Genomic DNA, 26,953 nt, shown 5'->3' with positions numbered 1-26,953 from the left:
AGCCGCATCCCGCATTAGACGCTCATCCTCATCAAGCTGATCCTCAAGCAAAAACGGATCAGACCAGGAAAAGGCGAAGGTGTCGTTGGTCGTACCCATCAGGCGGCTCCCATGGTCGAACAGGCGGCTTCGATCGAAGCCTCGAGAATGTCGAGACCTTCCGCCAGCGTCTCCTCGCCGATCGTCAGCGGCGCGAGGATGCGGACGACATTGGCGCGCGTGCCGCAGGAAAGCAGGATGAGGCCGCGCTTCTCGGCCTCCGCGACGATGCGGTTGGTCAGATCGGGCGCGGCGGCCTTGCTCGCCCTGTCCTCGACGAGTTCGAACGCCACCATGGCGCCGAGCCCGCGAACGTCGCCGATGCATTCCATGCCCTGGCGGTCGGCGATGGCGCGAAGACGCGAGGTGATGCGTTCACCGACCATCGCGGCGCGTTCGCACAGCCCCTCTTCCTCGATCACGTCGAGCACGGCATTGGCGGCCGCGACCGCGAGCGGGTTGCCGGCATAGGTGCCGCCGAGGCCGCCCGTATGAGCGGCGTTCATCACTTCCGCGCGGCCGGTCACCGCCGAAAGCGGGAAGCCGCCGGCAAGTCCCTTGGCCATGGTGACGATGTCGGGTTTCACGCCGGCATGCTCGAAGCCGAACATCCTGCCCGTGCGCGCCATACCGGCCTGGACCTCGTCGGCGATCAGCAGGATGCCGTAACGGTCGGCGATTTCGCGCAGCCGCACGAGAAACTCACTGGGCGCGACATTGAAACCGCCCTCGCCCTGCACCGGCTCGACGATGAAGGCGGCGACGCGCTCCGGATCGACGTCCGCGGCGAACAGGGTCTCCAGCGCCCGGATCGAATCCTCGACGGAAACGCCCATGTAGGTGTTCGGGAAAATCGCGTGATATATCTCGGCGGGGAACGGCCCGAAATTCTTCTTGTAGGGAGAGACCTTGCCGGTCAGCGCCATGCCAAGCATCGTGCGGCCGTGAAAGGCACCGCTGAAGGCGACGATCGCCGAGCGCTTGGTATAAGCGCGCGCGATCTTGACCGCGTTTTCGACCGCCTCGGCGCCCGTGGTGACGAGCATGGTGCGGTTTTCCGCGCCCGTCGGCGCGATCGCGTTCAGCCGCTCGGCAAGCCGCACATAGCCTTCATAGGGCGCGACGTGGAAGCAGGTGTGCGTGAAGCGCGCCGCCTGCTCCTGCACCGCCTGCATCACCTTGGGATGGCGATGGCCGGTGTTGTTGACGGCGATGCCGGCGGCAAAGTCGATATAGCGCTTGCCTTCGACGTCCCAGAGTTCGGCGTTCTCCGCCTTTTCCGCAAAGATTCCGCGAGTTCCGACGCCGCCGGCGACGGACGCCTTCTGACGGGCTTGCAATTGTGCTGCGATGGTCATGCTGGTCACCTTGGATGAGAGATGACGTCCCATTATCACTGCTCATTATTTTGAGCAACAACCGGACAAGATAGTATCCACTAGAGGTAAGGGGGAGAGCAGGCCGAGATCACCACCGTGCGGCTCCTGGAGACATTGCGGAAACGATGCGGAACGCGGCTGTCGAAGAGATAGGCCTCGCCGGTCCTGAGAACGCGCACCTCGTCCCCCACCGTGACCTCGAGCTCGCCTTCGACGACATAGCCGCCCTCGGAGGACGCATGCTGCAGCAGGGTTTCGCCCGTGTCGGCGTCCGGCTCGTAGACCTCGTGGAGAATCTGCAGATTGTGATTGCGGGCGTCGCCGATCTGGCGAAAGAACATGGTTCCGTTGCCGTCGCCGATCGCATTCACCGCGACTTTCGAGGTTAAATCAACGAGTTCGTCGGCCGCGAAGAAAGGACCCGCGGGAAGCTGCCGCTCCGGCTCGAAGAAATCCGCCATGGAAACGCCGAGCCCGCTCAGAATTTTCCTCAAGGTTGAAATCGACGGACTCACCTTGTTCTTCTCGACATTGGAGATCTGCGCGTGCGGGACGCCCGCCCGTTCGGCCAGTTGCCGCTGCGAAAGTCCGCTTGCGCCGCGCATGACCCGGAGTCGTGCTCCGATATCGAATTGCTCTTTGTCCATTCCGTTTCCAAATCGCTGCGAATGCGCGGAACCAGCCCCTCGTCTGGTATGGCATTTTATGTTTCCGTGGCTCGATACCTACGAAAAAAGCGAGGCCCGCACCACAGAAATCGGAAAATTTATTGAGCTTCGGCATTGCTCAAGGAGCCATTCCTGGTCCTCCTGCCGATCCCCGCATCACGATTTGTGAATCGCTGGAACGGCCTCGCGTCGGTTTTGTTAAATGGGCGCGGGAGCTAGCCCGCTGAACAGATGGAGAAGCACCATGGCCAACCAAGGTGGCACCCGGGAGCAACATGCCAAGGCCGGCAAGCAGAGCCACAAGAACGACGACAAGAGCCGTCGCCAGCAGCAGGCTCAAGGCGGAAACATGCGCCAGCAAGGCAGTGGCGAGAATCGCGGGATGCAGGAGCAGCAAAGGGGTGGCAAGCAAGGCGAGAAAGACAGATAGCCCCGAGCTTTCTCGCGTCGGCCTGCTTCGGGAAACCGGAGCAGGCTTTTTGCGCGTGCCGCCGTCACCCGTCGCTGATCGCGTCGAGAGGCGCGGTCAGCGTCCAGGTCAGCACTCCGTTCGTTCGCTCGACCTGGGCCTCGCCGCCGAGGGATTGAGGCGCGATCCTGAGAAGCACGAAGGTGCCGAATCCCTTTCCGCTTTCCCCTGCCTGGATGCCGCCGTCGGTTTCCTGCCAGGACAGCCGGAAAAGAGATGGCTCCAGCGCTCGCTCCACCTCCCAGGTGACCGATATTCTCCCCTCGTGTCCCTTCATGGCGCCATGCTTCGCGGAATTCGTGCCGAGTTCATGGAATGCCATGCCGAGATATTGGACGGCGTTCGGAGTGAGCATGAGCGGCGGCCCCGAGGCGTCGATGCTGCGATCGCGGCGAAACGGCTTCAACTGCTGCCGCACGAGGTCGGAGAGCGCCGCGCCCGACCAGTTGCTCGACACCAGAAGGTCGTGCGAGCGCGCGAGCGCCATGATCCGTTCCCGCACCTGGGCCTCGAAATCCAGCGGATCGCGCGAGCGCTTCCTGGTCTGGCTGATGATCGAGAGAATGACGGCGTACTGGTTCTTCACGCGATGGTTCACCTCGCGAAGCAGCATGCGGATGCGTCTTTCGCTTTCCTTCGTCGCGGTGATGTCGCGGGCGATCTTCGAGGCGCCGATGATCCTGCCGGACTGGTCCCTGATCGGCGAAACCGTGATCGAAACGAGCACCGACGTTCCATCCTTGCGGACCCGCACGGTCTCGTAGCTCTCGATCCACTCGCCGCGACGGATCCGGTCGATGATCTCCTTTTCCTCGCCCTGATTGCTTTGCGGGATCAGCATCAGGATCGACTTGCCTATGGCCTCCTCGGCGCTGTAGCCGAACAAGCGCTCCGCGGCGGGATTCCAGCTCGTTATGATGCTGCCGAGATCCTTGCTGATGATGGCGTCGAAGGAGGATTGGACGATTGCCGCAAGCTGATAATCGGCATGGCGGGCCTTCCACCCCTGGATTTCGCTGTCGGATCCGGACACGCTCGACCCTCCTGAGAACTCCCCCGCAAGGTGGAGACAGACGGGCTGTCGCGGACCTGCGCAAGGATAATAAATCACCAGGACGAGAGGATGGAAAGTCCCGTGTTCGTGACGCGCTCTACGTGACGTCGAGAGGAAACCTGCTGCTTACGAACGTCGAACCGGCCAGTCCGAAACGCCATGGTTTTTCCGTCGCCCGGCTGATGCCGATGCGCGGCCCGGCGACGAGACGCGGCGGCGTGGCCGCGGGCACCAGGACGAAGGGAGCCCGGCCGAGATGCAGCGCGTCCATCGTGCCGTCGATGCCGAGCGCCTGGCAGAGCCGGCCCGGGCCGGAGCACAACAGTCGCGGTCGTGTCGCGCCGCGGCGAAGTTCCATCCGCGCCATGTCCCAGCGCGGCTCAAGCGCCCGTATCAGCACCGCGCTTCCCGGCAGGCAGACGGCATTCATGCACCAGTGAATACCGTAGGAGCGGTAGACATAGGCATGGGCCGGAGGGCCGAACATCGCCCGGTTCCGGACCCTCGGCCCACCATAGCTATGCGAGGCCGGATCGTCGGGCTCATAGGCCTCGGTCTCCACGATCACGCCGCCGACGCCGTTCACGCGAAATTCCGCGCCGATCAGTTCCCGTGCGACGATGACCGCCGGCCGGCTGAAGAATTGCGCAAGCGACATGACTTCCTCGTTTGTCTTCACGGCAGGGAACGAACGCGCTGCATTTCGGTTGGGTGGATATCAGAAGGGAAAGGAAAGCGGAAATGGGCCCGAACAGAAAACCCGAGGACAGGCTGCCGCCGGACGGGCCTGTCGAAGAGCAAGCCGATTGGGATGAGGTCGAAGGCGGCGAGCTTAGACCAGGAAGCCTGCCGGAAAACTTCGAGACCGATTATGAAGTCGAGCCGTCGGGCGACCTGCCCGGCGAGGACGACGACAATCCCTACCAGGAAAGCGACGAGGCGCTGCCCGACGATGCCGACGAGCGCGTGCTTTCGCGAAATCCCGGCAAGGAAGGCAGCAAGTTCGACGACGTCTAGCGGTCGAGGACACTTCTTCCGACAAACGAGCCGAACGGAGACCGGACATGACCACGCACGAGAAAGCCGTTTCGATCGAACCTTTCCACGGAACCGTCAACGTCACCTTTTCGGACGCGACCATCGCGTCGACCGACAGAGCGAAGCTCGTGCGGGAGAGTGGAAACGAGCCGGTATTCTACATTCCCTTCGACGACATCTATTTCGACTTCCTGGAAAAGACCGGCACCAGCACGGTCAGCCCGTCCAAGGGAACTGCCAGCTATTGGCGGGTCAGCGCCGTCGGCGAGGCGGCGGAGGACTTCATGTGGGCCTACGAGACGCCCGAGCCCGGCGCGACGGCGATCGCCGGACACGGCGCCTTCGATCCGAGGCATGCCCGCATCGAGGCGGTTCCCGCGCAGGACGAACGGCACACGCCCCATATCGTCGAATGAACGTCCACCGAACCGGCCGTCGGCCTCAGCTCGCCATCTGCCGGCAGGATTCCGCGCAGCGCCGGCATGCGGCCACGCAATCCTCCATGTCTCCGAGGCGTTCGCAATCCGCCGCGCATTCGAGGCAGATGTCGGCGCATTCGCCGCATATGCGCCGGTGAAGCGGCGAGCCGACAAGCATGAAATGGGCCGAGGTCCGACAAATCTCCGCGCACGCCATCATCAGCGTGAAATGCTTCTTCTCCACATGCGCGCCGCCGATTTCCAGGCAATGGTTCATCGCCGTCGACAGGCAGGTTGCGTGGCATTCGAGGCAATCGTCGATGCATTGCCGCATCTCCGGGTCGATCTTCATTTCGAACTCTCCCTTATTTCTTCTCGCGGCCGAACAGCACGCGCAGTTCGTCCTTTGCCTTCTCCAGGGTGTCCTTCCGCTCGGCGCTGAGATTTTTACCGGCGCGGTTGATGTAGAATGTCAGCATCGACATTGCCGAGCGGTACGGTTCCGACTTGCGCTTCTCGCTGTGCTCGGCTGAATGCTTCAGCGAGGCGGCGATCTTCCGTGGGCTGTCAGCCTCGAAGATGTTCTCCTCGAGGGATAGCGCATCGCTGTGCTTGGTCACCTCGGCGGACCATTTCCTTTTCGCGGCCATCTGAATTCCTCGTTCAAAAGCTCACGAGGCCAAACCGGCGGCGGTGCGCTATGTTCCGCGCGCCCTATTCGTCCCTGCCGAAATACCAGTGGAGACCCTCATCCCAGCCTTCCTCTCCGATCAGGGGAACGAAACGCACCGGACCCAGCGGCTCGCGCCTGAACTCGTCGTCGCCGATCCTCGTCAGCCGCACGAGATCCTGCATGCTGCGGCTCTGTCCGACCGGCACGACGATGCGGCCGCCGACCGCAAGCTGCGCCTTCCAGGCTTCGGGAACGCGCGGGCCCCCGGCAGTCGCGATGATCGCATCGAAAGGGGCTTCGCCGGGCAGGCCGAGAGTGCCGTCTCCGGTGCGAACATCGACATTGGCGTATCCGGCATCGGACAGGCGCTGCCTCGCCTTCTCGGCCAAGGCCGCATGGCGCTCGATGGTGATCACCCTGCCCGCGATCTCGGCCATGACCGCGGCCGCGTAGCCGGAGCCGGTGCCGATCTCCAGCACCTTGTCCCCGGGCTTCAATTCGCCCGCCTCGGCCATGAAGGCGACGATGTAGGGCTGCGAGATCGTCTGCCCTTCCTCTATCGGCAAGGGGCCGTCTTCATAGGCAAGGTCGCGCAGATGATCGGGAATGAACTTCTCCCGCGGCACGCGTCGCATCGCCCTGAGCACGCGCTTATCGGAAATGCCGCGCTGCTCCAATTGATGCTTGACCATCAGGGCCCGGGATTTCGCTGGAGAGCTCATTGCTCGCATTTCCGCTGGCCGTCAGGCTGGCAGCGACGAATAGGGGTTCCCGAAATCCTCGATCGTCGCCGAATGCATCAACGTGACGGGGTTCTCACCTTGGCGGCTGCCGGGCCGGTATCGCCCATCTGCTCGACATAATGGACCTCGTCGCCACGCTTCAATTCGTCGAAATCCTCGCTCAGGACCGAATTCCGATGAAAGTAGAGCAGGCTGCCCTCCTTTGTGATGAGGAAGCCATGATCTTCTTCCGGATGCATCTCGGCAATCTGTCCGAGAAACTGGTTCCGCGCCTCGTGATCCAACTGTTCGGGCCGCCCGGTGCGCTGATCCTTCAATCCGGCCAGCTGTCGCTCCGCGCTTTCGAAGGCGTCGTTGATGGCATTGCGCAGATCGGGGCTCTGGAATCGCCTCTGCAGCCGTTCGGGCTCATAGGCAACGACCACGGGCGCGGCGCCCGGCATGCTCAATTCGATGCGAACGACAGGCGGGATGGTGCCTTCGACATTGGTCGCCCGCTGGTCGACCGTGACGCTGGCGCCGACGACCTTGTTGTAGAGCTTGGTCAATCTGTCGACCCGCGCCCTGATTTCGCGCTCGGCCCAATCGGATTTCTCGACCTTGTGAAACGCGATCTGCAAGGGAACCTGCATCATACTCCTCCCCATGGGAAGTTTGTCTCGCTGGAGAGAAAACCATCCGAAGCCCCGCCGGTTCCGCAAATCGCGCCACCGTCTCGCACCGGCCGCCAGGCCTCGAATGGAACCGGATATCGGGCCTCCCGGTTTCTAGGGGGACAGATGTGCGAAGGAACGAAACCCGTTGTCCAGCCGATCGCTCGGGCGAAAATCGGATATGCAGAAGGTGATGCGCGATCTCGGTCGCGCCGCCGGTGGTGCGCTCATCTTCTCGCTGCCCATGCTGATGACGATGGAGATGTGGTGGCTCGGCTTCTACATGGAGCGCGCGCGCCTCGTCGTTCTCATCGCGATAACCATCCCGCTGCTCATGGGTCTGTCACGCAAGATCGGCTTCGAGGAAACCCGCGGCTGGCGCGACGACCTCCTGGACAGTCTCCTCGCATGCGGCGTCGGCGCGTTCGTCAGCCTTGTCGTGTTGAGCACGATGGCGGTGATCGGCTCCGACATGTCGTGGAACGAGATGCTCGGAAAGATCGCGATCCAGACCGTGCCGGCGGCCATAGGCGCATTGCTGGCGCGCGCCCAGTTCATCACGTCCGACGAGGCGCGGGAGGCGGAGAAAAAGGAGACCTATGCGGGCGAGCTGTTCATCATGGCGATCGGCGCGCTGTTTCTCGGTTTCAACGTCGCCCCGACCGAGGAGATGATCCTGATCTCCTATCAGATGGCGGAATGGCACGCGGTGGCGCTGATCCTGCTTTCGCTGGCGCTCATGCACGGCTTCGTGTTCGCGGTCGGATTTGCGGGGGGCACCGAAATATCCCCCGACACGCCCTGGTGGAGCGCATTCATCCGCGTCACCCTTCCGGGCTATGTCGTCGCCGCCCTCATAAGCCTGGCCGTGCTGTGGATCTTCGGCCGAACGGATGGCGTATCTTTCAATCAGGTTGCTATGGCGGTCGTGGTGCTTGGTTTTCCGTGTTCCGTCGGCGCCGCCGCTGCCCGCCTCATTCTCTGATTTTCAAACGGGCACGCCGATGAGCCAAACGAAGCGATGGAACAAGAGCAAGGGCGGAAAGGCACCCATCGTCACCGCCAAAACAGTGGAATGGATCATCGGCGTCGCCTCCGGCGTCCTCGTCTGCAGCGGACTCGTTTATTTCGGCTACAAGGCAATCTCCTCCGACGGCCGGCCTCCGAGCTTCACCGCCACGATGGAAAGCGTGGAGAACATCGACGGCGATTTTCACGTCACCGTCCTTCTACGCAACCACGGCGACGAAACCGCCGCCGACGTCGTGGTTCGCGGCACGCTGGATCCGGGGCCCGGCGGCGTCGAGGAGCGGGAAATTCAGTTCACCTACGTTCCGGCCGGTTCTTCCCGCCGGGGCGCGCTCCTGTTCTCCACCGACCCGGCCACCGCCGCGCGCTTCGAATTCGAGGTCGTCGGCTACACGGAGCCTTAAGTCGCGTTTTTGAAGACGCGCATCACGGAACCCCCGACGGCGGTCCGGGTTTATTCTCCGGACGTCTGAGGAAGGGAGTCATGCCTTCGACCGCAATTCGCAGGACCAGTTACGACCCGACGGCACGCACGCTGTCGGTGTGGTTCGTGCCCTCCGGAAACCGGTACGATTACGAGGGCGTGTCACCGCAAACCTATGCGGCGTTCAAGCGTGCAGCCTCCAAGGGACGGTTCTTCAACGCCCACATCCGCGACAAATACGAATACCGGCTGGTCGACAGAGCTTCCTGAAATCGATCGAGCATCCGGCGTTCGCTCGCGACGGCGGCTACAATTGCGATTCGAGCGGCAGCCAGCCGATTATCGTTGCAACGAGCCAACGTCCCCAATTCGCCTGCGGCTCCTTGTAGAGAAGGTTCGGGGCGGCGCCGTCCTCCCACCTCACCTTCCCCTTGTCGAGGACGACGTGATAGCTGCTTTCGGAACCGAGCTGCGCCCGAAACTCGACGTTCATCTCCTCGACCAGGGCCGGATGCGTGAACAGCACGCCCATTTCGGTGTTCAGCGAAAACGAGCGCGGATCGAAATTGAACGAGCCGACGAAACCGCTTTCGCCGTCGATCATGAAGGCCTTGGTGTGCAGGCTCGCCGCGCGCGATCCGAACAGGGTCAATTTCTGCCGCGGAAACTCGGGCTTGAGTTCGTAAAGCCGCACTCCCGCTTCCAGAAGCGGTTTTCGGTAAGGCGCGTAGGCTCCGTGCACCGCGGCCACGTCGGTGGCCGCGAGAGAATTGGTGAGAACCGTCACCTCCGTCCCCCTGGCGACCAGATCGGCCATGCGGCGCACGCCCGTAACGCCTGGAATGAAATAGGGAGCGATGATCCCGACCGCCCGATCCGCCTCCATGATCATCGGGAAGATGGCCTCGACGAGCCAATTTGCCCGCCTCCCACCATCCGCCTTCTGCGGGGGATCGGAAATCACCTGCGCTTCGCCGGTCCAGTGAAACGCGGAACTGCCGAAGCCGATCGGCCTGCGTCCGTGCTCCTCGACGATTTCCTGCAGATAGGGCTTGGTCGAAGGCCCCTGCATCATCCGTTCCATCTTCTCCCGGAACCGGTCGAGATCGCCGACCCGCCGGTCGGCCAGCGACCTGATCGGCAGCACCGCGGCGCTGTTCCAGAAATCGTCGAAGATATTCTCCGCCTGCGTCACGCATGGTCCGACCAGCAGCAGATCCATGTCGCGGAAATTGGCGGCATCGGAGGCGTCGAAATAAGCGTCGCCTATGTTGCGGCCGCCGATGATCGCCGCCCTGCCGTCGGCGATCCACATCTTGTTGTGCATCCGGCGTGTGGAGCTGAAGATACGCAGCAGAAGCTCGAAGCCGCGACGCAGCCCGGCTGCACGGTTCCGGCTTGGGTTGAACAGCCTTATCTCTATGTTCGGATGGCGGTCGAGGGCGAGATGGTCGCGGTCGTCACGCATGTTGATGTCGTCGAGCAGCAGCCGGACGCGCACGCCGCGATCCGCCGCTCTCACGATTTCCCGCGCAAGCAGCCCACCGGTCAGGTCGTCCTTCCAGTAATAATACTGCAGATCGAGGCCGCGCCCCGCGTTGCGCGCAAGATCGACGCGCAGCGCGAAGGCCCTCATATTGTCGGCCAGCAGCATCAGGCCGTGCTGGCCCCCATCGCCGGCGCCAAGCCCGGAGGTCATCACGTCGAGCTGCGTCTCCCCGTCGCGGACCGGCAAGGCAAAGCTCTTCGCTCCCCTCGCCTGCCTCGCGAAGCGGCCGAAGGAATAGACGGCGAGCGTCGACATCAGCATGAACAAGGCAGCCGAGGCCGCCAAGATCAGAAGAGTGTTCATGATCCTCCGTTGTCTTCGACCATCTTCCTATGTCCTGATCGGGCCCAATGTGGAAAAATACGTGGCGAACAACCATATTATTGACAATCATCAGTGTCAGAGCCGTTACGCCGAGAATATGCGTACGGCCGCGCCCGCCGAAATGTCGAGCCTCCGACCACGGGAGAATTTCACACGCATGATCCGAAGAAACGCCAGCCCGGTCATATCCTCCTTGCTTCTGCGTCCTATCGCGGAGTTCAGACCGGAATGGAGATCATGTGCGCGGAATGCGCCGAAGCAGCGCCCGGAAGGGCCGCACACGTCCGTCGCCTCCTACAATATCCATAAATGCGTGGGCACCGACCGTCGCTTCGATCCCGAGCGCACCGCGGCCGTCATACGCGAGATCGGCGCGGACGTGCTGGCGCTGCAGGAAGCCGACAAGCGCTTCGGCGAACGGGCCGGCCTGCTCGACCTCGAAGACATCGGCCGCGAAACCGGGCTCGTTCCCGTCCCGCTTTCCAGGCGCCGCAAGAGCCATGGCTGGCACGGCAATGTGCTGCTTTTTCGGGACGGCACGATCAGGGACGTGCGCGAGGTGACGCTGCCCGGCGTCGAGCCGCGCGGCGCCCTCATGGTCGACCTCGATCTTACCGACGGCCGCCTGCGCGTGGTGGCCGCCCATCTCGGCCTGCTGCGGCGCTCCCGCTCCAAGCAGGTGGATATGCTTCTGGCCGAGGCTCTGGCCGACAGCGACACCCCGACCCTGCTCATGGGCGACCTCAACGAGCGCCGGGACGGCACGAAATCTTCGCTCAAGGCCCTGCACGAGGCCTTCGGGCCTGCCCACCCGCCGCTGCCGACCTTTCCGTCGCGGTTTCCGATCTGGCCGCTCGATCGCGTCATCGCCAACCAGCGCGAGCTGGTCGCGCATGTCGAGGTTCACGATACGCCGCTGGCACGCGTCGCGTCGGATCATCTGCCGATCAAGGCAGCCGTCAAGCTGGCTGGAGAACCCACCGGGGAATCGGCTTCGGACGCCCTGTCGGTCGCTGCCTGACAATGCGCTGAAAAGCGCCGGCCCGCGCGCCCGGTTTTCCGCGGCGTTTTCCGTCCATCTGTCACATTGGCGGGTTACATCTGCGCTCGCCGCGACATCGAGCCCCTGCCAAATGCCTCCTGATGGCTTGTTCCCGGTCGAGGCGTTGCGTATGACCCCACCTTCCCGAGAATGAGAACCCGGATACCGTCCATGATCCGCACGCCCTATTATCTGATCGACAAGCGCAAGCTGCTTTCCAACCTGGAAACGATCGCCCGCATCCGCAGGGAATCCGGCGCCAAGGCGGTGCTGGCGCTCAAATGCTTCGCCACCTGGTCGGTCTTCGACCTGATGCGCGAATATATGGACGGAACGACGTCCTCCTCGCTCTACGAGGTGAAGCTGGGGCGCGAGAAATTCGGCGGCGAGACGCATGCCTACAGCGTCGCCTATGCCGACGACGAGATCGACGAAGTGATCGCCAACGCGGACAAGATCATCTTCAACTCGATCGGCCAGCTCGAGCGCTTCGAGGAAAAGACCGCGTCGATGATCCGCGGCCTGAGGCTCAATCCCGGCGTCAGCTCCTCCGAATTCGACCTTGCCGATCCCGCCCGTCCGTTCAGCCGGCTCGGCGAATGGGATGCCGGGAAGGTGCGCTCCGTGATCGACCGCATCGACGGTTTCATGATCCACAACAATTGCGAGAACGAGGACTTCAACCTCTTCGACCAGCTTCTGATGCGAATCGAGGACCAGTTCGGTGACCTTCTTCACCGTGTGAACTGGGTCAGCCTCGGCGGCGGCATCCATTTCACCGGCGAGAACTATCCGGTCGACGCCTTCTGCAAACGTCTGAAGGGATTCTCGGAGAAATACGGCGTGCAGGTCTATCTGGAGCCCGGCGAGGCCGCGGTCACCAAGAGCACGACGCTCGAGGTGACCGTCCTCGATACGCTCTTCAACGGCAAGGACCTCGCCATCGTCGACAGCTCGATCGAGGCCCACATGCTCGACCTCCTGATCTATCGCGAGAGCGCCGAGATCGAGCCGAACGAGGGCCCGCACGCCTATATGGTCTGCGGCAAGTCGTGCTTGGCGGGCGACGTCTTCGGCGAATTCCGCTTTCCGGAACGACTGAAGGTCGGTGAACGCATTTCGATACAGGACGCGGCCGGTTACACCATGGTCAAAAAGAACTGGTTCAATGGCGTCAGGATGCCCTCGATCGCCATACGCGAGCTCGACGGCAGCGTGAGGCTGGCGCGCGAGTTCACCTTCGCGGACTACGAGCAGAGCCTTTCCTAGAAGGCTCGGGGATCACAGGAAAAAGGAGACCAACCCCCGAAATGAAGAAAAACGTCCTCATCATCGGTGCCGGCGGCGTGGCGCAGGTCGTCGCGCACAAATGCGCGCAGAACAACGACGTGCTTGGCGACATCCATATCGCCTCGCGCACCGTGGCGAAATGCGAAGCGATCATCGCCTCCGTTCATGAGAAGGAGAGCATGAAGACGCAGGGCCGGATCGAGGCGCATGCGCTCGATGCAACGGACGTTGCCGCAACGACGGCGCTGATCGAGAAGACGGGAAGCCGGATCGTCATCAATGTCGGGTCGGCCTTCGTGAACATGCCGGTCCTTTCGGCATGCATCGCGACGGGGGCGGCCTATATCGACACCGCGATCCACGAAGACCCGCTCAAGATCTGCGAGACCCCGCCCTGGTACGCCAATTACGAATGGAAACGGCGCGAGGAATGCGAGAAGGCCGGAGTGACGGCGGTTCTCGGTGCCGGCTTCGACCCCGGCGTGGTCAACGCCTATGCGCGCCTCGCCAAGGACGAGTATTTCGACCGCATGGATTCGATCGACATCATCGACGTGAATGCCGGCGACCATGGCCGCTATTTCGCGACGAATTTCGATCCGGAGATCAATTTCAGGGAGTTCACCGGTCAGGTCTGGTCCTGGCAGGACAGCAAATGGACCTCGAACGAGATGTTCGAAATCCGCAAGGACTGGGATCTGCCGGTCGTCGGCTCCCGCACCACCTACATGACCGGCCACGACGAAGTCCACTCACTCTCCCAGAATCTCGGCGTCCCCAACGTCCGCTTCTGGATGGGTTTCGGCGAGCGCTACATCACCGTCTTCACGGTCTTGAAGAATCTGGGCCTGCTTTCGGAGCAGCCGGTCAAGACGGCCGAGGGCCAGGAGATCGTGCCGCTCAAGGTGGTCAAGGCCGTGCTGCCCGATCCCTCGTCGCTGGCGCCCGGCTATACCGGAAAGACCTGCATCGGTGACCTGATCAAGGGCACGAAGGACGGCAAGGAGCGCGAGGTTTTCGTCTACAACGTCGCGGACCACGCCGAAGCCTATGCGGAAGTCGGCAGCCAGGGCATCTCCTATACTGCCGGCGTGCCGCCGGTCGCCGCCGCGCTGCTGATTGCCGAGGGCAAATGGGACGTCGGCAAGATGGCGAATGTGGAGGACCTGCCACCACGTCCTTTCCTCGCCCTCCTCGATCGCATGGGTCTTCCGACCCGCATCCGCGACGAGGCCGGCGACCGCGCGCTCCAGTTCGACTGAGACGCGCCCCGCACGGAGCTCGAGCCCGCCGCGACCACCACGGCGGGCTTTTTCACGCTTGATCCGGTTCTCCGGCAAGCCGGTACTTGCGTCCCTGCGCGTTCGCCTCGATATAGGCGCTTCATGGACAAGCTGGCACCGGCCGTCGTCGCCGACCTCGCGAAGCTTCTTACCGGCCGGCAAAGGGAACTGCTCCGGCGCCTGGCGGCGGACGCTTGTGACGAGCTTGCAGCCGGCATCCCGATCATCGGCAGCGAGGCAGCGGCGGCGAAACGGCTCGCCGCGCTGATGCCATCGGTGATCGGCTGGGAACCCGGTGCGCGACGGCTGCGCATTCATTCGGCCGAGGCGGCGGTTCTCCTGCACGCGGCTTTCTCCGGAAACCAGGCGGCGGGAGCGGCACCCGACCCGGTCACCGAGATACGCGCGTTGCAGGATCGCGGCGACCACCAGGGCGCCCTTGCGCTCTATCGGCGGCAAGGCGGGGTCTACTTCATCCACTATCATGGAAACGACGCCTGCCTCGACGTGCTCAAGCATTTTCCGAATGAACTCGCGGAAACCGATGAGACACTTATCCTTTCTCGGGCGATGCACGCGCTGAAATCGGGCAACGTGACCCATGCCCGCTTTCTCATGGTCCGCCGCTACGGCGACGACATGCTGAGCCTGGATGCCGTGATCCGCGCTCGCGCGATATATTCCCTTCCGGTACGCGCGTTCCGCTTCGTGATGGCGATCTACGAGGACTACGTCGTCTCAAACGATTTGCGCGAACGGCTCTTCGACATGCTGGCCGAATTTCCGATCGACGACCACCTTCACCGGGGCGGCTTCTACAACGCGATGCTGTCCGTCTCCTACCAGAGGCAGGAACTCGACATCGCCGAGGACATCGCCAAGCGGGCTCACTATCATTACAGTCAGGCGGACGCGCATCTTCTGGTGTTCTATATCGAGCTGCACAGTGTCGTCATCCTGTTGCGGCGCGGGCTGCTCGGCCAGGCGGAAATCTCGCTGAGGGGCGCGCGCGCCTCGCTCGAGCGCGTGAGTTTCGACACACCCACCGACCGCCGCCTGCTTCACCTGCTCGAGGCGGTCGTCGGCTTCGAGAAGGGCGAGCCCGACGCGCTGGTGCGCTTCATCACCGAGGAGTTCGACAAGTTCGCCTATGGCGAAATCTGGCCGACCGTGGTCGAGCTCGCGCTGGTCTATTGCAGCCAGGTGCTGAGCCGTCAGGTCGGCTTGGGCGCCGCGATCAGCTTTCTCGACAGATGGCGGGTACAGGAGTGGCGCTCGCGACGCTTCAACCTCGCCATCACCATGCGGGAGGTCGATATCCTCCAGTCCGCCAACCGCTGGCAGTCCGCCGCCGACAAGCTGATGACGGTGCAATCACGCATCAACCTGACATGGGTGGAGAGCGCCGAGGAGGCGCTGACCCGGCTTGTCGATCCGATCGAGATCGAGCTGGCGATGGCGTGGCTGCGCCACCTCATCCAGCACGTGCCGCGCCGCCCCATGCTGCGCGATCAGGTCGAGGCACTGCTGCGCAACGAGAATATCGGCGAGCGCGAACGCGGGCGCCTGCAACTCTGGGCGGCCTATCTGGCGAGGATGCATCGCGACGTCACCCGCGCCCGATGGCTGTTTTCCAACCTGCTGGAAGACATCGCCCGCATCGGCATCGTCACCCATCTGCTGAGGGATACCGCGCTGTTCGACACGCTCCTGGACGACAAGCGCATCGCCGGCCACGCGCTTGCCTCCACCGAGCGGCGAAGCGTGATGCGGAAGCTGCAGGGGCTGATGGCGCGCGCCGAACCGGCAAGGACGCCGTTGACGCACCAGGAGCTGCGGGTTCTGCGTCTCGCGGCGGAAGGCGGCACCAATAAATTCGTCGCGCGGCAGCTACGGCTCTCCGAGGTCACGGTCAAGTTCCACCTGACGAACATCTACCGGAAGATGGGATGCCGGAAGCGCGCGGAGGCGATCTCGTCGGCCCGCGCGCTCGGCTGGATCGGCTGAAAACCTATACCAGAATTGAGAAAACCTATACTTCAAACTTATTGAAGACGGCCTCTCCGGAGTCGCAACATGAGCCTGGAAACCGCGCCCAGTTGAAGGCGCGGCATGACAGGGGCCTCGATGCAGGAGAACTACCTCCAGACCTTCGCCAAGCGGATCGCCGGTTTCATCGGCGTGCTTTTCGTCCTTTCGCTGATGATTTTCGTGCTCGCACGCGTGGTGCCCGGCGATCCGGCACGCATCGCGCTCGGCCCGAGCGCCACGCAGGAACAGGTGGACGCGATGCGTCTGGCGATGGGTCTCGACGAGCCCGTCATCAAGCAGTACTTCGCCTATATCTGGAACGCGCTGCACGGCGATCTCGGCCGTTCGCTGATTTCCAGCCGCCCGGTGACGCGCGAGATAGCGGCGCTTCTGCCGGCGACCCTCGAACTTGTCATCGTCACGATCGTGATCATGACGCTGGTGGCGATCCCGCTGGGCGTCGTCACCGCGCGCTACCGCAATAGCTGGATCGACAACACCGGCCGCTTCTTCTCCATCGTCGGCGTGACGATGCCGAGCTTCCTTTTCGCGATCCTGCTGCAGCTCTTCGCCGCCTATTTCCTCACCGACTGGCCGATCATCGGCCGCATCAATCACGGGCTCAGTCCACCGGTTGGACCGACCGGGCTGCTGCTGGTCGACTCCCTCGTCCATGGCCGGTTAGACGTCTTCACCGACGCCTTCCAGCGCGTGCTGTTCCCGGCGCTGGCCCTCGCCATGTCCGGCATCGGCCAGATCACGCGCATCACCCGCTCCGCCATGATCGAGCATCAGCGCCGCGATCACGTGCTGACGTTGCAATCCTTCGGCGTGCCGGACCGCGTCATCGTCTTCAGCTACCTCCTCAAGCTCTCCTCGATCGCGCCGCTGACGATCATGGGCCTGGAGTTCGCCTCGCTGATCGGCAACGCCTTCGTCGTCGAGCTGGTCTTTTCCTGGGGCGGCTTCGCTTCCTACGGGCTCGAGGCGATCCTGCAGAAAGATCTGAACGCGGTGATGGCCGTGGTGCTGATCTCCGGCCTGTTCTTCATCGTCGCCAACATCGTGATCGACCTCATTCTCCTGGTGATCGACCCGCGCCTGCGGCTGAAGGAGACCAACTGATGGCCGCGACGGAAACCGATTTCACGAACGCCCTCACCCCGCGCTACATGGCGTGGTACAGCTTCACGCGGAACCCGACCGCCATCATCGGTGCACTGATGGTCATCTCCGTCGTGGTGCTGGCGGTCTTCGCGCCGCTGATCGCGCCCTACCCCGAGCATGTCGGCGCGGCGGTCAATTTCCGCGCCCGCCACGCCGCGCCGGACTGGACCTACTGGCTCGGCACCGACAAGGTCGGTCGCGATATCCTGACCCGTGTCATCTTCGGCTTCCGCATATCGCTGCTGCTGGTCGTCGGCGTCCTGGCGATCGCCGTCCCCATCGGCTCGGCGCTCGGCCTCCTCGCCGGCTATTTCAGCGGCTGGACCGAAAAGATCATCACCGGCTTCACCAACGTTATGCTGGCAATCCCGCCGCTGGTCATGGCGCTCGCCATCGGCAACGTGCTGGAACCCAATCTCGTCAATGCGATGATCGCCATCACGCTTCTGTGGTGGACCTGGCATGCGCGGCTTGTCTACCGCGTCTCCAAATCCATCGCCTCGGAGGATTTCGTCGAGGCGGCGCGGCTCGCCGGCGCGAGCCACTGGCACATCCTCACGCGGGAAATCCTGCCCAACTGCATCTCCGTGATATCGGTCAAGACGACGCTCGACGCCGCTTTCGTCATCCTGTTCGGGGCGACGCTCTCATTCCTCGGCCTCGGCGTGAAACCGCCGACGCCGGATCTCGGCTCCATGGTCGCCGACGGGCGCCAGTTCCTGCCGGAAATGTGGTGGGGAGTGCTGGCTCCGGGCTTCGCGATCTTCTACGCCACGCTCGGCTTCAACCTGCTCGGCGACGGCCTGCGCGACATGTTCGACGTGGAGGTCTGAGCGATGAGCGAACTCCTCAAGGTCGACGGGCTCGACGTTTCGTTCCACACCTATGGCCGGCGCCTGCACGTCCTGAAGGATGTGACGCTCGCCATTCCGCAGGGCGGACGCGTGGCGCTGATCGGCGAGACCGGTTCCGGCAAGTCGGTCACCAGCAAGGCGATCCTGGGCACCCTGCCCGGCAACGCGAAGATCGAGAGCGGCCGCATCCTGTTCAAGGGAGATGACGTGCTGGCGATGCCCCGGGGCAAGCGCGACGCGCTCAAGGGCACCGCCTTCTCGATCATCATGCAGGACCCGCTCTCCTCCTTCAATCCGGTGTTCAGGATCGGCCGGCATCTCGACGACGTGATGCGCTTCGCCGATTTGCGGCTCGGCAACAGATCGTCGACGGCCGAGCGTCGCCAGCGCATTTTCGAGGTGCTGCGCAAGGTGCAGCTCGCCGATCCGGAGCGCGTCTGCGCGGCCTATCCCTCGCAGCTTTCCGGCGGCATGCGCCAGCGCGTCCTCATCGCGCTGTCGCTGCTTCACCAGCCGCAACTGCTGATCGCCGACGAACCGGGTACCGCGCTCGACGTGACGACGCAGGACGAGATCATGAAGCTGATCAACCGGCTCGTCGCGGAAAACGGGCTGTCGCTGCTGATGATCACCCACAATCTCGGCGTGGTGCGCCAGATGGCCGACGAGATTTACGTCATGCGGCATGGCGAGATCGTCGAGCACGGACCGCTTTCGGAGATATTCTCGCGACCGCGGCAGGCCTATACGCGACAGCTCATCGACGCGATCCCCCCGCTCTACGGCGCGAACGTGACCGATCAGGAACCCGCGGCGGGCGATGCGATCGTCGAGATCGACGGTGTTTCCAAGGTATTCGAGGACCGGCCGCTCTTCGGCAGGGGGCACCGGCACGTCGCCGTCAACGACGTCTCGCTGGCCATTCGCCGCGGCGAGGTGTTTGGCCTCGCCGGCGAATCCGGGTCTGGCAAAACCACGGTGGCGCGCATGATTATGGGCCTGATCCGCGCCTCCGACGGCAAGCTGCGGATCGACGGAAAACCGGTCGAGGAACAGCGCGGCAGCGCCGCCTTCCGGCGCAAGATTCAGATCGTCTACCAGAACCCCGGCACCTCGCTCAATCCGAAGCGCACGGTCGGACAGACGCTGCGGGTGCCGCTCGCCTTCGCCGGCATGCGCGGCAAGGCGGTGGAGGACCGGATCCGCGAATTGCTGCTGCAGGTGGACCTGCCCGATCACTACGTCTCGAAATATCCGCACGAGCTCTCCGGCGGCCAGAAGCAGCGCGTCGCGATCGCGCGAGCGCTGGCGGCCGATCCGGAGATCATCGTGCTCGACGAGCCGACATCGGCGCTCGACGTGTCGGTGCAGAAGAACGTCATCGCGCTTCTGACGCGGCTGCGCGAGGAGCTTGGGCTGACCTATCTCTTCATCAGCCACGACCTTTCGCTGATGCGCAATTTCTGCAGCCGCATCGCCATCATGCTGCGTGGCGAGATCGTCGAGGCCGGCGAGCCGCGCCAGGTCTTCGAGACACCCGAACACCCCTATACCCGCGCCCTGATCGCCGCCGTGCCGGTGATCAGCGACGAGGAAGAAAAGCGGAAGCCCGCCGTAAGCGACGAGGATCGACGCCGATATCTCGTCGACACGGCGGCCTGAGGACAAATGAGCTCAACAAAGCAGGAAAGACAGTCATGTATCGTCTAGGGATCGACGTCGGTGGCACCAACACCGATGCGGTGGTCATGCAGGGGCGCACGGTGCTCGCGGGGGTCAAGGCCTCCACCACGGAGGACGTCACCTCCGGCGTGCTCGAGGCCATGGAGGCTGCGATCTCCAAGGCCGGCGTCGACCGCGCGAAGATCACCAATGTGATGATCGGCACCACGCATTTCACCAATGCGGTCATCGAGCGCAAGCACATCAACCCCGTCGCCGCGATCCGGCTCGGCCTGCCTGCCACGGCCTGCCTGCCACCAATGGTGGACTGGCCGAACGACCTGCGCGAGGCGGCCGGCGGCCATGGCTATCTCGTGCGCGGCGGCTATGAGTTCGATGGTCGTGAGATCGCGCCGCTCGACCTCGACGAGATCGACCGCATAGCCGATGATCTCGCCGCCAAGCGCATCGAGGCAGCCGCCATCACCTCGGTCTTCGGCCCGATCAATGCCGAGATGGAGAAGGCGGCCAGGGAGCGCCTGCTCAGGAAGCGCCCCGACATCTCCGTCGTCCTGTCGAGCGATATCGGCCGCATCGGCCTGCTCGAACGCGAGAGCGCGGCGATCATGAACGCGAGCCTGCTGGCGCTCAGCGACCGCACGGTTGAAGCCTTCGCCAAGGCGCTGCAGTCGGCCGGCCTCGACTGCCCGTTCTTCATCACCCAGAACGACGGCACGCTTATGGGCGCGGAAACGGTGAAGAAATTCCCCGTCCTCACCTTCGCGTCGGGCCCGACCAATTCGATGCGCGGCGCGGCCTTCCTGACCGGCGTGCGCGACGGCATCGTGGTCGACATCGGCGGCACGACCACCGATATCGGCTCGCTGCAGCACGGTTTCCCGCGGCAGGCGGCGACCGTCGTCGACATCGGCGGCGTCAGGACCAATTTCCGCATGCCCGACGTGTTCTCGATCGGCCTCGGCGGCGGTTCGCTGGTCCGGCGGAAATCGGACGGCCAGGTCGCGGTCGGCCCCCAATCCGTGGGCTACCGCATCACCAAGGAAGCGCTGGTGTTCGGCGGCGACACGCTCACGGCCACCGACATCGCGGTGGCGAGCGGCAGTGCTCAGGTCGGCTCGGCCGACGCGGTCCGCTCGCTCGACCCGGCACTCCTCCAGGCCGCGCAGGCGGAGATCGCCGCGATGCTCGAACGCGCCGTGGAACGCACGCGCCTTTCGCCCGAGCCGGTGCCGGTGATCGCCGTCGGCGGCGGCTCGATCCTCATGCCCGACCAACTCGGGGACCTGAAGGTGATCAGGCCCGAGAACTTCGCCGTCGCCAATGCGGTCGGCGCGGCGATCGCGCAGATCAGCGGCGAGGTCGATCGGATCTTCTCGCTGGAGAACGGCCTGACCCGCGACATCTGCCTGAAGCAGGCGGAGGACGAGGCTCGCGAGAAGGCGATCCGTTCGGGCGCCGACGCGGCGACGATCGAGACGATCGAACGCGAGGACGTGCCGCTGGCCTATTTGCCCGGCAATGCGACCCGCATTCACGTCAAGGTGGTGGGTGAGATGGGTGGCTATGATGCTTGATCGTACCAGCAACAGATGGCGTCTCGACGAGGGAATGATCGAGGCGCTGGAAATCGGATCCGGCATTCTCGGCACCGGCGGCGGCGGCAATCCCTATGTCGGCAAGCTGCGCGCGCGCCAGGCCCTTCGCGAGGGCTACACGATGGAGATCATGCCGCTCACGGATCTGCCCGACGATGCCAAGGTCGTCTCCCTTGGCGGTATAGGCGCTCCGCTCGTCTCGCATGAGCGCATCAAGGAGGGGCGCGAGGGCCTGCGCTGCGTCCGCGCGCTCGAGGAGCGGCTGGGCATCAAGGTCGATGCCATCGCCTGTGAGGAGATCGGCGGCCAGAATTCGATGGAGCCGCTGATCACGGCGGCGATGGCGGGGCTGCCGGTGGTGGACTGCGACGGCATGGGCCGCGCCTTCCCCGAAATGCAGATGACCACCTATTCCATCTACGGCCATCGCTCGACGCCGAGCGTCATGTGCGACCCCCACGGCAACGTCGTCATCTTCGACCATGCCATTTCGGAGGTCTGGCATGAGCGGATGGCGCGCGCCTGCGTGGTCGCGCAAGGCGGAGCCTCGACGCTTGCCAGTGCGCCGATGTCGGGCGAGTTCGTAAAGCAGTTCGCGATACCCGATTCCTACACCAAGGCGATCTCGCTCGGAAACGCGGTGCTTGGCGCCCGCAAGGCGAACCGCGACCCGGTCGAGGCGGTCTGCGCCAACGAAGGCGGCAAGGTCGTCTTCCGCGGCAAGATCACCGACCTCAAGCGGCAACTTGCCGGCGGCTTCGTGCGCGGCGAGGCGATCATCCAGGGCTTCGAGGCTTATGAGGGCGACGAGGCCGCCGTTCACATCCAGAACGAATTCCTGATCTTCTCCCGCAACGGCACCGTGGAAGTGATCGTCCCCGACCTGATCGTCATCCTCGATGCCGACAGCGGTGCCGCGATCACCACCGAGATGCTGCGCTACGGCCAGCGCGTTGCGGTGCTCGCCATCCCCTGCCATCCGCTGCTGCGCAGCCCGGAGGCGCTGGAGGTCGTCGGGCCGAAGGGCTTCGGATTCAAGGACGTCGTTTTCAAACCGATGAGCACTGAACAGGAGGCATGACGATGGCGTCCTTCATGGTGAATGTCGAGGACATGGACGCGATCGCCCTCGGCGGTGCCTTTCTCGGCACCGGCGGTGGCGGCGATCCCTATATCGGCAAGTTGATGGCAAGGCAGGCGATTGCGCGGCACGGGCCGGTGAAGGTCATCTCCGTCGATGAGCTCGCCGACGACGCGCTGTGCATCCCCGTCTGCATGATGGGCGCGCCGACCGTGATGCTCGAAAAGCTGCCGAATGGCGAGGAAGCCCGCGAGGCGCTCGCGCAGCTCGAAACCTTCCTCGGGCGCAAGGCCGACGCGCTGATCTGCATCGAGGCCGGCGGGCTCAACTCGACGATCCCGTATGCGGTGGCCGCCGCCACCGGCCTGCCCTTGATAGATGGCGACGGAATGGGCCGCGCTTTCCCGGAACTGCAGATGGTGACGCTCACCATCCACGGCATTTCCGCCACCCCGATGGTGCTGGCCGACGACAAGGGCAACAGCTCCGTCATCAACGCCATTTCGAACCGATGGACGGAACGTCTCGCGCGCTGTCAGACGGTGGAGATGGGCGGGGCCGCGCTCGTCGCGCTCTATCCGATGAGCGGCGCGGAGGTGAAGCGTGGTATCCTGCGAGGCTCCATGTCGCTGATCAAGGAGATCGGTGAGACCATGGCCTCGGAGCGCAAGGCGAGCCGCAATCCGGCCGACGCCCTGGTGCGGCGGCTGGACGGAAACCGTCTTTTCAGCGGGCGCGTCGTCGACATCGATCGGCGTACGATCGGTGGATTTGCGCGCGGCCGCGCCGTCTTCAAGGGAATGGAGCAGGATGAAGGCCGCACCTTCACCGTCGATTTCCAGAACGAGTTCCTGATTTGCGAGGACGACCGGGGCGATCTCCTCGCCGTGACGCCCGATCTGATCTGCGCGCTCGATGCGGATGGCGGACTGCCGGTGACCACTGAGCAGCTTCGTTACGGTCTCGCGGTGACCATGATCGGCCTTGCCTGCGATCCGCAGTGGGCAACGCCGGAGGGGCTGGAGCTCGTCGGCCCCCGCTACTTTGGATACGAGCGCGATTACGTGCCGATCAACCAATTGTCCCGCTGAACGGGCATTACAGAAGAGGAACCTGCAATGAAAATCATCAAGCGATCCCTGTTGGCGGTCGCGCTGGCCGCGTCGACCGCGCTGGCGTCTCCCGCGCTCGCCCAGGACAAGCTCTCGCTCGTCGTCAACGTGGTGCAGATTTTCGGCACCGTCGACCCCGCGAAGATAACCGACTACACCGAATACATGGCGGCGGTGAACCTCTACGACGCGCTCACCACCGTCGACAGCGACGGCGCCGTCGTGCCGCAGCTCGCCGAGAGCTGGGAAGTCTCCGACGACAACAAGACCTACACCTTCAAGCTCAAGCAAGGCGCCACCTTCCAGGACGGCAGCCCGGTCGAGGCCAAGGACGTGGTCTATTCGATGAAGCGGCTGCTGACGCTCAACGAGGGTCCGGCCTATCTGTTCTCCGATCTCGTCAAGCCGGAGAACGTCCGCGCGGTGGACGACATGACGGTCGAGATCAAGCTCGAACGCGTCTACGCGCCCTTCATCTCCAACACGCCGCTGATCTTGGTCGTCAACTCCGACCTGCTCGGCGAGCAGAATGACGGCGAGTGGGCGGAAAACTATCTCGGAGAAAACAGCGCCGGCGCGGGCCCCTACAGCCTGACCGGCTGGACCCGCGGCGCCGAGATGATCCTGCGGCGCTACGAGGGCTATCACGCCGGCTGGCCGAACGAGCGGCCGGTCGACGAACTGCGCTTCGTGGTGACGCGCGACGAGGCCACTGTCCGGGCGCTGGCGCAGCGCGGCGAATTGGGCATGTCCTCGCAGTACCAGAGCAACGAAACCTACGCCGCGATCGAGGCGCTGGACAATTACAAGGTGATCAAGGCGCAGACGGCCACCGGCTTCTACCTCAAGCTCAACAACAAGCTCGCGCCCACCGACGACGTCCACATCCGCCGCGCCATCGCCTATGCGATGGATTACGCGACCATCCGCGACGTGATCTATCCGGGCGGGGAGATGAAGAGCGCGCTGGCGCCGCTTTTTGCCGATGCCTTCCTCGACACCCTCCCGGAACCCGAGTTCAACCTCGAAAAGGCCGCCGAGGAAGTCGCTAAGTCGAAATATGCCGGTCAGGAACCGATCAAGATCAGCCACTCCTACGTCGCCAACACGGCGTTCGAGGAGGAAATCGGGCTTCTGTTCAAGGCGACGCTGGAATCGATCGGTTTCTCCGTCGACCTCCAGCCGGAACCGTGGAACCGCATCACCGAGCTGGCAACGAAGCCGGAGACGACGCCGAACACGACGCAGGTCTTCTACGGCCCGACCTATCCCTCGCCGGATTCGGTGTTCTTCGTGCAATATCACTCCAAGGCGGCCGGCACCTGGTCGTCGATGTCCTGGGCCGCCGATCCGCAGATCGACGGGCTGATCGACAAGTCGCGGGAAACGGTGGATGCCGACGCCCGCAACGACGTCTACAAGGAAATCCAGGCGAAGCTGCACGACAAGCAGGCCGAGGTGCCGCTTCTGACGCAGCTCAAGCGCATGGCGGCGCACAAGTGCCTGCAGGGCTACAAGGAGGTTCCGATGCAGAGTTGGGACTACGATTTCTCGCGCATGTACTGGAAGTGCGAGGGATAAGCCTTTAATCGAAATACGTTCTTGCACGGGCTTCCGCTTCGGTGGGAGCCCGTTTCCTTTTGCCGGCGGGCCGCCGGATCAATAGATCGCCACCAGGCGATCCTCGATCCGATGGACGGTGATCGGCGCCTCGTAAATCGCGCTGAGAAGCTCGTCCTTCATGATTTCGGCGGGCTCGCCATGCTCGACGATGCGGCCGTCCTTCATCACCAGGATCCGGTCGCAATAGGCGGCCGCGATGTTGATGTCGTGCAGGACGACGATGACCGTCTTGCCGAGCTCCCGCGCAGCTCTTTGGATGAGCCGCATGATGGCGACACCGTGCTTGATGTCGAGATTGTTCAGCGGCTCGTCGAAAAGCACGTAGTCGGTGTCCTGACACAGCACCATGGCGATGAACGCGCGCTGGCGCTGCCCCCCGGACAGTTCGTCGAGGAAGCGGTCGGCGAGCGGCTCGAGACCGAGAAAGCCGATCGCCCGCTCGACATGCGCGGCATCGTCGGCCGTGTAGCGCCCCTTCGAATGCGGGTAGCGGCCGAAGGTGACGAGGTCGCGTACCGTCAGGCGCGCCGACATGTGGTTTTCCTGGCGCAGCAGCGACAAGCGCCGCGCCAGCGCGTCGCCGGGCGTCCGCGCGACGTCCATGCCGTCGATGTGCACCGTTCCCGCATCCGCGCCGAGGATACGGCCGACGATCGACAGCAGGGTCGACTTGCCGGCTCCGTTGGGTCCGATGATCGCGGTCACGCCGGCTTTCTGCAGCGAGATGCAGACGCCGTCGACGACGACCGTTTCCCCATAGGATTTGGTGATCTTGTCGAGCTCGATCATCGAGCAGCACCCCTGACGACGAGAACAATGAAGACCAGGCCGCCGACGAATTCGATTACGATGGAAAGCGCGGTGTCGAAGGCGAGCACGCGTTCCAGGATCACCTGGCCGCCGACCAGGAATATGATCGCCAGTAGCGCGGCGACCGGCAGCACGACCCGATGCCGCGCGCTGGGCACGGCGAGATAGGCGAGGTTCGCCACCAGCAGGCCGAAGAAGGTGACCGGTCCGACGAGCGCGGTCGAGACGGCGACGAGGACAGTGACCAGGATAAGAACGACCGCGACCATGCGGCGGTGGTCGACGCCGAGCGCGATCGCGGTCTCGCGGCCGAGCGCCAGCACGTCGAGCACCGGCAGGAGCCGCCAGACCACGGCAACGGCCAGCATCACGATCAGCGCCGATATGCCGAGCAGCGTCGAATCGACCGTGTTGAAACTGGCGAAGAGCCTGTCCTGCAGGACCAGGAACTCGCTCGGATCGATGATGCGCTGGAGGAAGCTGGAAATGCTGCGGAAGAAGATGCCGAAGACGATGCCGACGAGCATCAGAAGATGCAGGCTGCGGACCGCGCCGGTGAAGAGCCAGCGGTAGAGCAAGCCGGCGAAGGCAGTCATGATCGCCGCTTCGGCGACGAAAAGAAGGCGCGGATCCGCTGCCGAGACCTGAACCGCGCCAAGGAAGAACACCAGCACCGTCTGGATCAGCACGTAGAGCGCGTCGAAACCCATGATCGACGGCGTCAGGATGCGGTTGTTGGTCACCGTCTGGAAGATCACCGTGGAGACGGCGATCGACACCGCGACGAGCAGCAAGGCCGCCAGCTTCGCCCCGCGGAACGGCAGGATGAAGCTCCAGCTTCCGCGCGCGCCGAGCGTCATGAAGGCGACGATCGCCGCGGCCGCCAAAACGGCCAGGACGATGCAAACCGCGGCGACCCGC

Annotated in this window: 28 protein-coding genes; 17 read left to right on the top strand and 11 right to left on the bottom strand. The window is 63.8% G+C overall.

The features are described from left to right. Nucleotides 1–98 precede the first annotated feature (98 nt). Together gabT and XW59_RS26690 are read right to left on the bottom strand one after the other, a co-directional pair. The gene (gene gabT / locus XW59_RS26695; protein ID WP_047148472.1) at nt 99–1,397 is read right to left on the bottom strand and encodes a 4-aminobutyrate--2-oxoglutarate transaminase; all 1,299 of its coding nucleotides are present in this window, start codon (nt 1,395–1,397) and stop codon (nt 99–101) included. A gap of 80 nt (nt 1,398–1,477) precedes the next feature. Then, nucleotides 1,478–2,065, bottom strand: a complete 588-nt coding sequence (locus tag XW59_RS26690; RefSeq protein ID WP_047148438.1) for a cupin domain-containing protein — start codon at nt 2,063–2,065, stop codon at nt 1,478–1,480. A 265-nt stretch (nt 2,066–2,330) separates the two neighbouring features. On the opposite strand from XW59_RS26690, the gene XW59_RS26685 reads away from it, so the two are divergent. After that, on the top strand, nt 2,331–2,516 hold the full coding sequence (locus XW59_RS26685; RefSeq protein WP_047148471.1) for a hypothetical protein: 186 nt from the start codon (nt 2,331–2,333) through the stop codon (nt 2,514–2,516). 64 nt (nt 2,517–2,580) lie between these two features. Here XW59_RS26685 and XW59_RS26680 read toward each other — a convergent pair whose 3' ends face one another. Together XW59_RS26680 and XW59_RS26675 are read right to left on the bottom strand one after the other, a co-directional pair. Further along, nucleotides 2,581–3,588, bottom strand: a complete 1,008-nt coding sequence (locus tag XW59_RS26680) for a PAS domain S-box protein (protein WP_047148437.1) — start codon at nt 3,586–3,588, stop codon at nt 2,581–2,583. 118 nt (nt 3,589–3,706) lie between these two features. After that, nucleotides 3,707–4,267: a DNA-3-methyladenine glycosylase gene (locus XW59_RS26675; RefSeq protein ID WP_047148436.1), complete on the bottom strand. Its 561-nt coding sequence runs from the start codon at nt 4,265–4,267 to the stop codon at nt 3,707–3,709. Between the two features lie 83 nt (nt 4,268–4,350). On the opposite strand from XW59_RS26675, the gene XW59_RS26670 reads away from it, so the two are divergent. Further along, entirely contained in the window at nt 4,351–4,626 is a 276-nt protein-coding gene (locus XW59_RS26670; protein ID WP_047148435.1) for a hypothetical protein, read from the top strand. A 47-nt stretch (nt 4,627–4,673) separates the two neighbouring features. Next, complete coding sequence (locus XW59_RS26665; RefSeq protein ID WP_047148434.1) at nt 4,674–5,063, top strand: DUF427 domain-containing protein; 390 nt, start codon at nt 4,674–4,676, stop codon at nt 5,061–5,063. Nucleotides 5,064–5,088: 25 nt separating this feature from the next. Here XW59_RS26665 and XW59_RS26660 read toward each other — a convergent pair whose 3' ends face one another. The 4 genes from XW59_RS26660 to XW59_RS26645 all read right to left on the bottom strand — a co-directional run bounded on the left by XW59_RS26660 (nt 5,089) and on the right by XW59_RS26645 (nt 7,114). After that, nucleotides 5,089–5,418 carry a four-helix bundle copper-binding protein gene (locus tag XW59_RS26660; RefSeq protein ID WP_047148433.1) on the bottom strand — a complete coding sequence of 110 codons (330 nt, stop codon included), beginning with the start codon at nt 5,416–5,418 and terminating at the stop codon, nt 5,089–5,091. 13 nt (nt 5,419–5,431) lie between these two features. Next, nucleotides 5,432–5,716 carry a DUF3175 domain-containing protein gene (locus XW59_RS26655; protein ID WP_047148432.1) on the bottom strand — a complete coding sequence of 95 codons (285 nt, stop codon included), beginning with the start codon at nt 5,714–5,716 and terminating at the stop codon, nt 5,432–5,434. A gap of 64 nt (nt 5,717–5,780) precedes the next feature. Then, entirely contained in the window at nt 5,781–6,461 is a 681-nt protein-coding gene (locus XW59_RS26650; RefSeq protein WP_246666232.1) for a protein-L-isoaspartate(D-aspartate) O-methyltransferase, read from the bottom strand. A gap of 77 nt (nt 6,462–6,538) precedes the next feature. Then, nucleotides 6,539–7,114: an HPF/RaiA family ribosome-associated protein gene (locus tag XW59_RS26645; protein ID WP_047148470.1), complete on the bottom strand. Its 576-nt coding sequence runs from the start codon at nt 7,112–7,114 to the stop codon at nt 6,539–6,541. Nucleotides 7,115–7,316: 202 nt separating this feature from the next. Between XW59_RS26645 and XW59_RS26640 the strand changes: the two genes are divergently transcribed. The 3 genes from XW59_RS26640 to XW59_RS26630 all read left to right on the top strand — a co-directional run bounded on the left by XW59_RS26640 (nt 7,317) and on the right by XW59_RS26630 (nt 8,858). Further along, nucleotides 7,317–8,120 (top strand): TIGR02587 family membrane protein, encoded by an 804-nt coding sequence (locus tag XW59_RS26640; protein ID WP_047148430.1) that lies wholly within the window; start codon nt 7,317–7,319, stop codon nt 8,118–8,120. Between the two features lie 19 nt (nt 8,121–8,139). Continuing rightward, nucleotides 8,140–8,568, top strand: a complete 429-nt coding sequence (locus XW59_RS26635) for a hypothetical protein (protein ID WP_052958502.1) — start codon at nt 8,140–8,142, stop codon at nt 8,566–8,568. 80 nt (nt 8,569–8,648) lie between these two features. Continuing rightward, nucleotides 8,649–8,858, top strand: a complete 210-nt coding sequence (locus XW59_RS26630; RefSeq protein ID WP_047148429.1) for a KTSC domain-containing protein — start codon at nt 8,649–8,651, stop codon at nt 8,856–8,858. 37 nt (nt 8,859–8,895) lie between these two features. Here XW59_RS26630 and XW59_RS26625 read toward each other — a convergent pair whose 3' ends face one another. Continuing rightward, the gene (locus tag XW59_RS26625) at nt 8,896–10,440 is read right to left on the bottom strand and encodes a phospholipase D family protein (protein WP_082137795.1); all 1,545 of its coding nucleotides are present in this window, start codon (nt 10,438–10,440) and stop codon (nt 8,896–8,898) included. Between the two features lie 178 nt (nt 10,441–10,618). Between XW59_RS26625 and XW59_RS26620 the strand changes: the two genes are divergently transcribed. From XW59_RS26620 to XW59_RS26570, 11 genes are all read left to right on the top strand, one after another. Further along, entirely contained in the window at nt 10,619–11,482 is an 864-nt protein-coding gene (locus XW59_RS26620) for an endonuclease/exonuclease/phosphatase family protein (protein WP_082137794.1), read from the top strand. Between the two features lie 192 nt (nt 11,483–11,674). Next, nucleotides 11,675–12,772 carry a carboxynorspermidine decarboxylase gene (gene nspC / locus XW59_RS26615; protein WP_047148428.1) on the top strand — a complete coding sequence of 366 codons (1,098 nt, stop codon included), beginning with the start codon at nt 11,675–11,677 and terminating at the stop codon, nt 12,770–12,772. Between the two features lie 41 nt (nt 12,773–12,813). Then, entirely contained in the window at nt 12,814–14,055 is a 1,242-nt protein-coding gene (locus XW59_RS26610; RefSeq protein ID WP_047148427.1) for a saccharopine dehydrogenase family protein, read from the top strand. A 123-nt stretch (nt 14,056–14,178) separates the two neighbouring features. Next, nucleotides 14,179–16,083, top strand: a complete 1,905-nt coding sequence (locus XW59_RS26605; protein WP_052958501.1) for a LuxR C-terminal-related transcriptional regulator — start codon at nt 14,179–14,181, stop codon at nt 16,081–16,083. A 120-nt stretch (nt 16,084–16,203) separates the two neighbouring features. Next, nucleotides 16,204–17,232 carry an ABC transporter permease gene (locus XW59_RS26600; protein WP_047148465.1) on the top strand — a complete coding sequence of 343 codons (1,029 nt, stop codon included), beginning with the start codon at nt 16,204–16,206 and terminating at the stop codon, nt 17,230–17,232. Further along, nucleotides 17,232–18,107, top strand: a complete 876-nt coding sequence (locus tag XW59_RS26595) for an ABC transporter permease (protein ID WP_047148426.1) — start codon at nt 17,232–17,234, stop codon at nt 18,105–18,107. The genes XW59_RS26600 and XW59_RS26595 overlap by 1 nt, the downstream gene beginning before the upstream one ends. A 3-nt stretch (nt 18,108–18,110) precedes the next feature. Further along, a complete protein-coding gene (locus XW59_RS26590; protein WP_047148425.1) occupies nt 18,111–19,790 on the top strand; it encodes an ABC transporter ATP-binding protein in 1,680 nt (559 codons plus the stop codon). Between the two features lie 35 nt (nt 19,791–19,825). Next, nucleotides 19,826–21,385, top strand: a complete 1,560-nt coding sequence (locus XW59_RS26585) for a hydantoinase/oxoprolinase family protein (protein WP_047148424.1) — start codon at nt 19,826–19,828, stop codon at nt 21,383–21,385. After that, entirely contained in the window at nt 21,378–22,487 is a 1,110-nt protein-coding gene (locus XW59_RS26580) for a DUF917 domain-containing protein (protein ID WP_052958505.1), read from the top strand. Before XW59_RS26585 ends, XW59_RS26580 begins: the two co-directional genes overlap by 8 nt. Nucleotides 22,488–22,489: 2 nt before the next feature. Further along, nucleotides 22,490–23,578, top strand: coding sequence for a DUF917 domain-containing protein (locus tag XW59_RS26575; RefSeq protein WP_047148422.1), 1,089 nt, complete (start codon nt 22,490–22,492; stop codon nt 23,576–23,578). Between the two features lie 27 nt (nt 23,579–23,605). Then, on the top strand, nt 23,606–25,180 hold the full coding sequence (locus XW59_RS26570) for an ABC transporter substrate-binding protein (RefSeq protein WP_047148421.1): 1,575 nt from the start codon (nt 23,606–23,608) through the stop codon (nt 25,178–25,180). A gap of 78 nt (nt 25,181–25,258) precedes the next feature. On the opposite strand, the gene XW59_RS26565 is transcribed toward XW59_RS26570, so the two are convergent. Further along, complete coding sequence (locus XW59_RS26565; protein ID WP_047148420.1) at nt 25,259–26,011, bottom strand: ATP-binding cassette domain-containing protein; 753 nt, start codon at nt 26,009–26,011, stop codon at nt 25,259–25,261. Next, a complete protein-coding gene (locus XW59_RS26560) occupies nt 26,008–26,934 on the bottom strand; it encodes an iron chelate uptake ABC transporter family permease subunit (RefSeq protein ID WP_246666235.1) in 927 nt (308 codons plus the stop codon). Before XW59_RS26560 ends, XW59_RS26565 begins: the two co-directional genes overlap by 4 nt. Between the last annotated feature and the right edge of the window lie 19 nt (nt 26,935–26,953).

The sequence above is a fragment of the Aquamicrobium sp. LC103 genome, from assembly GCF_001014615.2.
Lineage (GTDB): Bacteria > Pseudomonadota > Alphaproteobacteria > Rhizobiales > Rhizobiaceae > LBCQ02.
Note: the sequence above shows the minus strand (reverse complement) of the source record. Positions and strands in the feature narration are given on the sequence as shown.

What these genes read in the sequence shown, in the direction of transcription:
- XW59_RS26595 (WP_047148426.1), top strand. Translation starts at nt 17,232, where the DNA reads ATGGCCGCGACGGAAACCGATTTCACGAACGCCCTCACCCCGCGCTAC.
- XW59_RS26600 (WP_047148465.1), top strand. Translation starts at nt 16,204, where the DNA reads ATGCAGGAGAACTACCTCCAGACCTTCGCCAAGCGGATCGCCGGTTTC.
- XW59_RS26665 (WP_047148434.1), top strand. Translation starts at nt 4,674, where the DNA reads ATGACCACGCACGAGAAAGCCGTTTCGATCGAACCTTTCCACGGAACC.
- XW59_RS26635 (WP_052958502.1), top strand. Translation starts at nt 8,140, where the DNA reads ATGAGCCAAACGAAGCGATGGAACAAGAGCAAGGGCGGAAAGGCACCC.
- XW59_RS26670 (WP_047148435.1), top strand. Translation starts at nt 4,351, where the DNA reads ATGGGCCCGAACAGAAAACCCGAGGACAGGCTGCCGCCGGACGGGCCT.
- XW59_RS26590 (WP_047148425.1), top strand. Translation starts at nt 18,111, where the DNA reads ATGAGCGAACTCCTCAAGGTCGACGGGCTCGACGTTTCGTTCCACACC.
- XW59_RS26620 (WP_082137794.1), top strand. Translation starts at nt 10,619, where the DNA reads ATGATCCGAAGAAACGCCAGCCCGGTCATATCCTCCTTGCTTCTGCGT.
- XW59_RS26570 (WP_047148421.1), top strand. Translation starts at nt 23,606, where the DNA reads ATGAAAATCATCAAGCGATCCCTGTTGGCGGTCGCGCTGGCCGCGTCG.
- XW59_RS26645 (WP_047148470.1), bottom strand. Translation starts at nt 7,114, where the DNA reads ATGCAGGTTCCCTTGCAGATCGCGTTTCACAAGGTCGAGAAATCCGAT.
- XW59_RS26585 (WP_047148424.1), top strand. Translation starts at nt 19,826, where the DNA reads ATGTATCGTCTAGGGATCGACGTCGGTGGCACCAACACCGATGCGGTG.
- XW59_RS26690 (WP_047148438.1), bottom strand. Translation starts at nt 2,065, where the DNA reads ATGGACAAAGAGCAATTCGATATCGGAGCACGACTCCGGGTCATGCGC.
- XW59_RS26580 (WP_052958505.1), top strand. Translation starts at nt 21,378, where the DNA reads ATGCTTGATCGTACCAGCAACAGATGGCGTCTCGACGAGGGAATGATC.
- XW59_RS26610 (WP_047148427.1), top strand. Translation starts at nt 12,814, where the DNA reads ATGAAGAAAAACGTCCTCATCATCGGTGCCGGCGGCGTGGCGCAGGTC.
- XW59_RS26655 (WP_047148432.1), bottom strand. Translation starts at nt 5,716, where the DNA reads ATGGCCGCGAAAAGGAAATGGTCCGCCGAGGTGACCAAGCACAGCGAT.
- XW59_RS26640 (WP_047148430.1), top strand. Translation starts at nt 7,317, where the DNA reads ATGCAGAAGGTGATGCGCGATCTCGGTCGCGCCGCCGGTGGTGCGCTC.
- XW59_RS26605 (WP_052958501.1), top strand. Translation starts at nt 14,179, where the DNA reads ATGGACAAGCTGGCACCGGCCGTCGTCGCCGACCTCGCGAAGCTTCTT.
- XW59_RS26565 (WP_047148420.1), bottom strand. Translation starts at nt 26,011, where the DNA reads ATGATCGAGCTCGACAAGATCACCAAATCCTATGGGGAAACGGTCGTC.
- XW59_RS26650 (WP_246666232.1), bottom strand. Translation starts at nt 6,461, where the DNA reads ATGAGCTCTCCAGCGAAATCCCGGGCCCTGATGGTCAAGCATCAATTG.
- XW59_RS26660 (WP_047148433.1), bottom strand. Translation starts at nt 5,418, where the DNA reads ATGAAGATCGACCCGGAGATGCGGCAATGCATCGACGATTGCCTCGAA.
- gabT (WP_047148472.1), bottom strand. Translation starts at nt 1,397, where the DNA reads ATGACCATCGCAGCACAATTGCAAGCCCGTCAGAAGGCGTCCGTCGCC.
- nspC (WP_047148428.1), top strand. Translation starts at nt 11,675, where the DNA reads ATGATCCGCACGCCCTATTATCTGATCGACAAGCGCAAGCTGCTTTCC.
- XW59_RS26575 (WP_047148422.1), top strand. Translation starts at nt 22,490, where the DNA reads ATGGCGTCCTTCATGGTGAATGTCGAGGACATGGACGCGATCGCCCTC.
- XW59_RS26685 (WP_047148471.1), top strand. Translation starts at nt 2,331, where the DNA reads ATGGCCAACCAAGGTGGCACCCGGGAGCAACATGCCAAGGCCGGCAAG.
- XW59_RS26625 (WP_082137795.1), bottom strand. Translation starts at nt 10,440, where the DNA reads ATGAACACTCTTCTGATCTTGGCGGCCTCGGCTGCCTTGTTCATGCTG.
- XW59_RS26630 (WP_047148429.1), top strand. Translation starts at nt 8,649, where the DNA reads ATGCCTTCGACCGCAATTCGCAGGACCAGTTACGACCCGACGGCACGC.
- XW59_RS26675 (WP_047148436.1), bottom strand. Translation starts at nt 4,267, where the DNA reads ATGTCGCTTGCGCAATTCTTCAGCCGGCCGGCGGTCATCGTCGCACGG.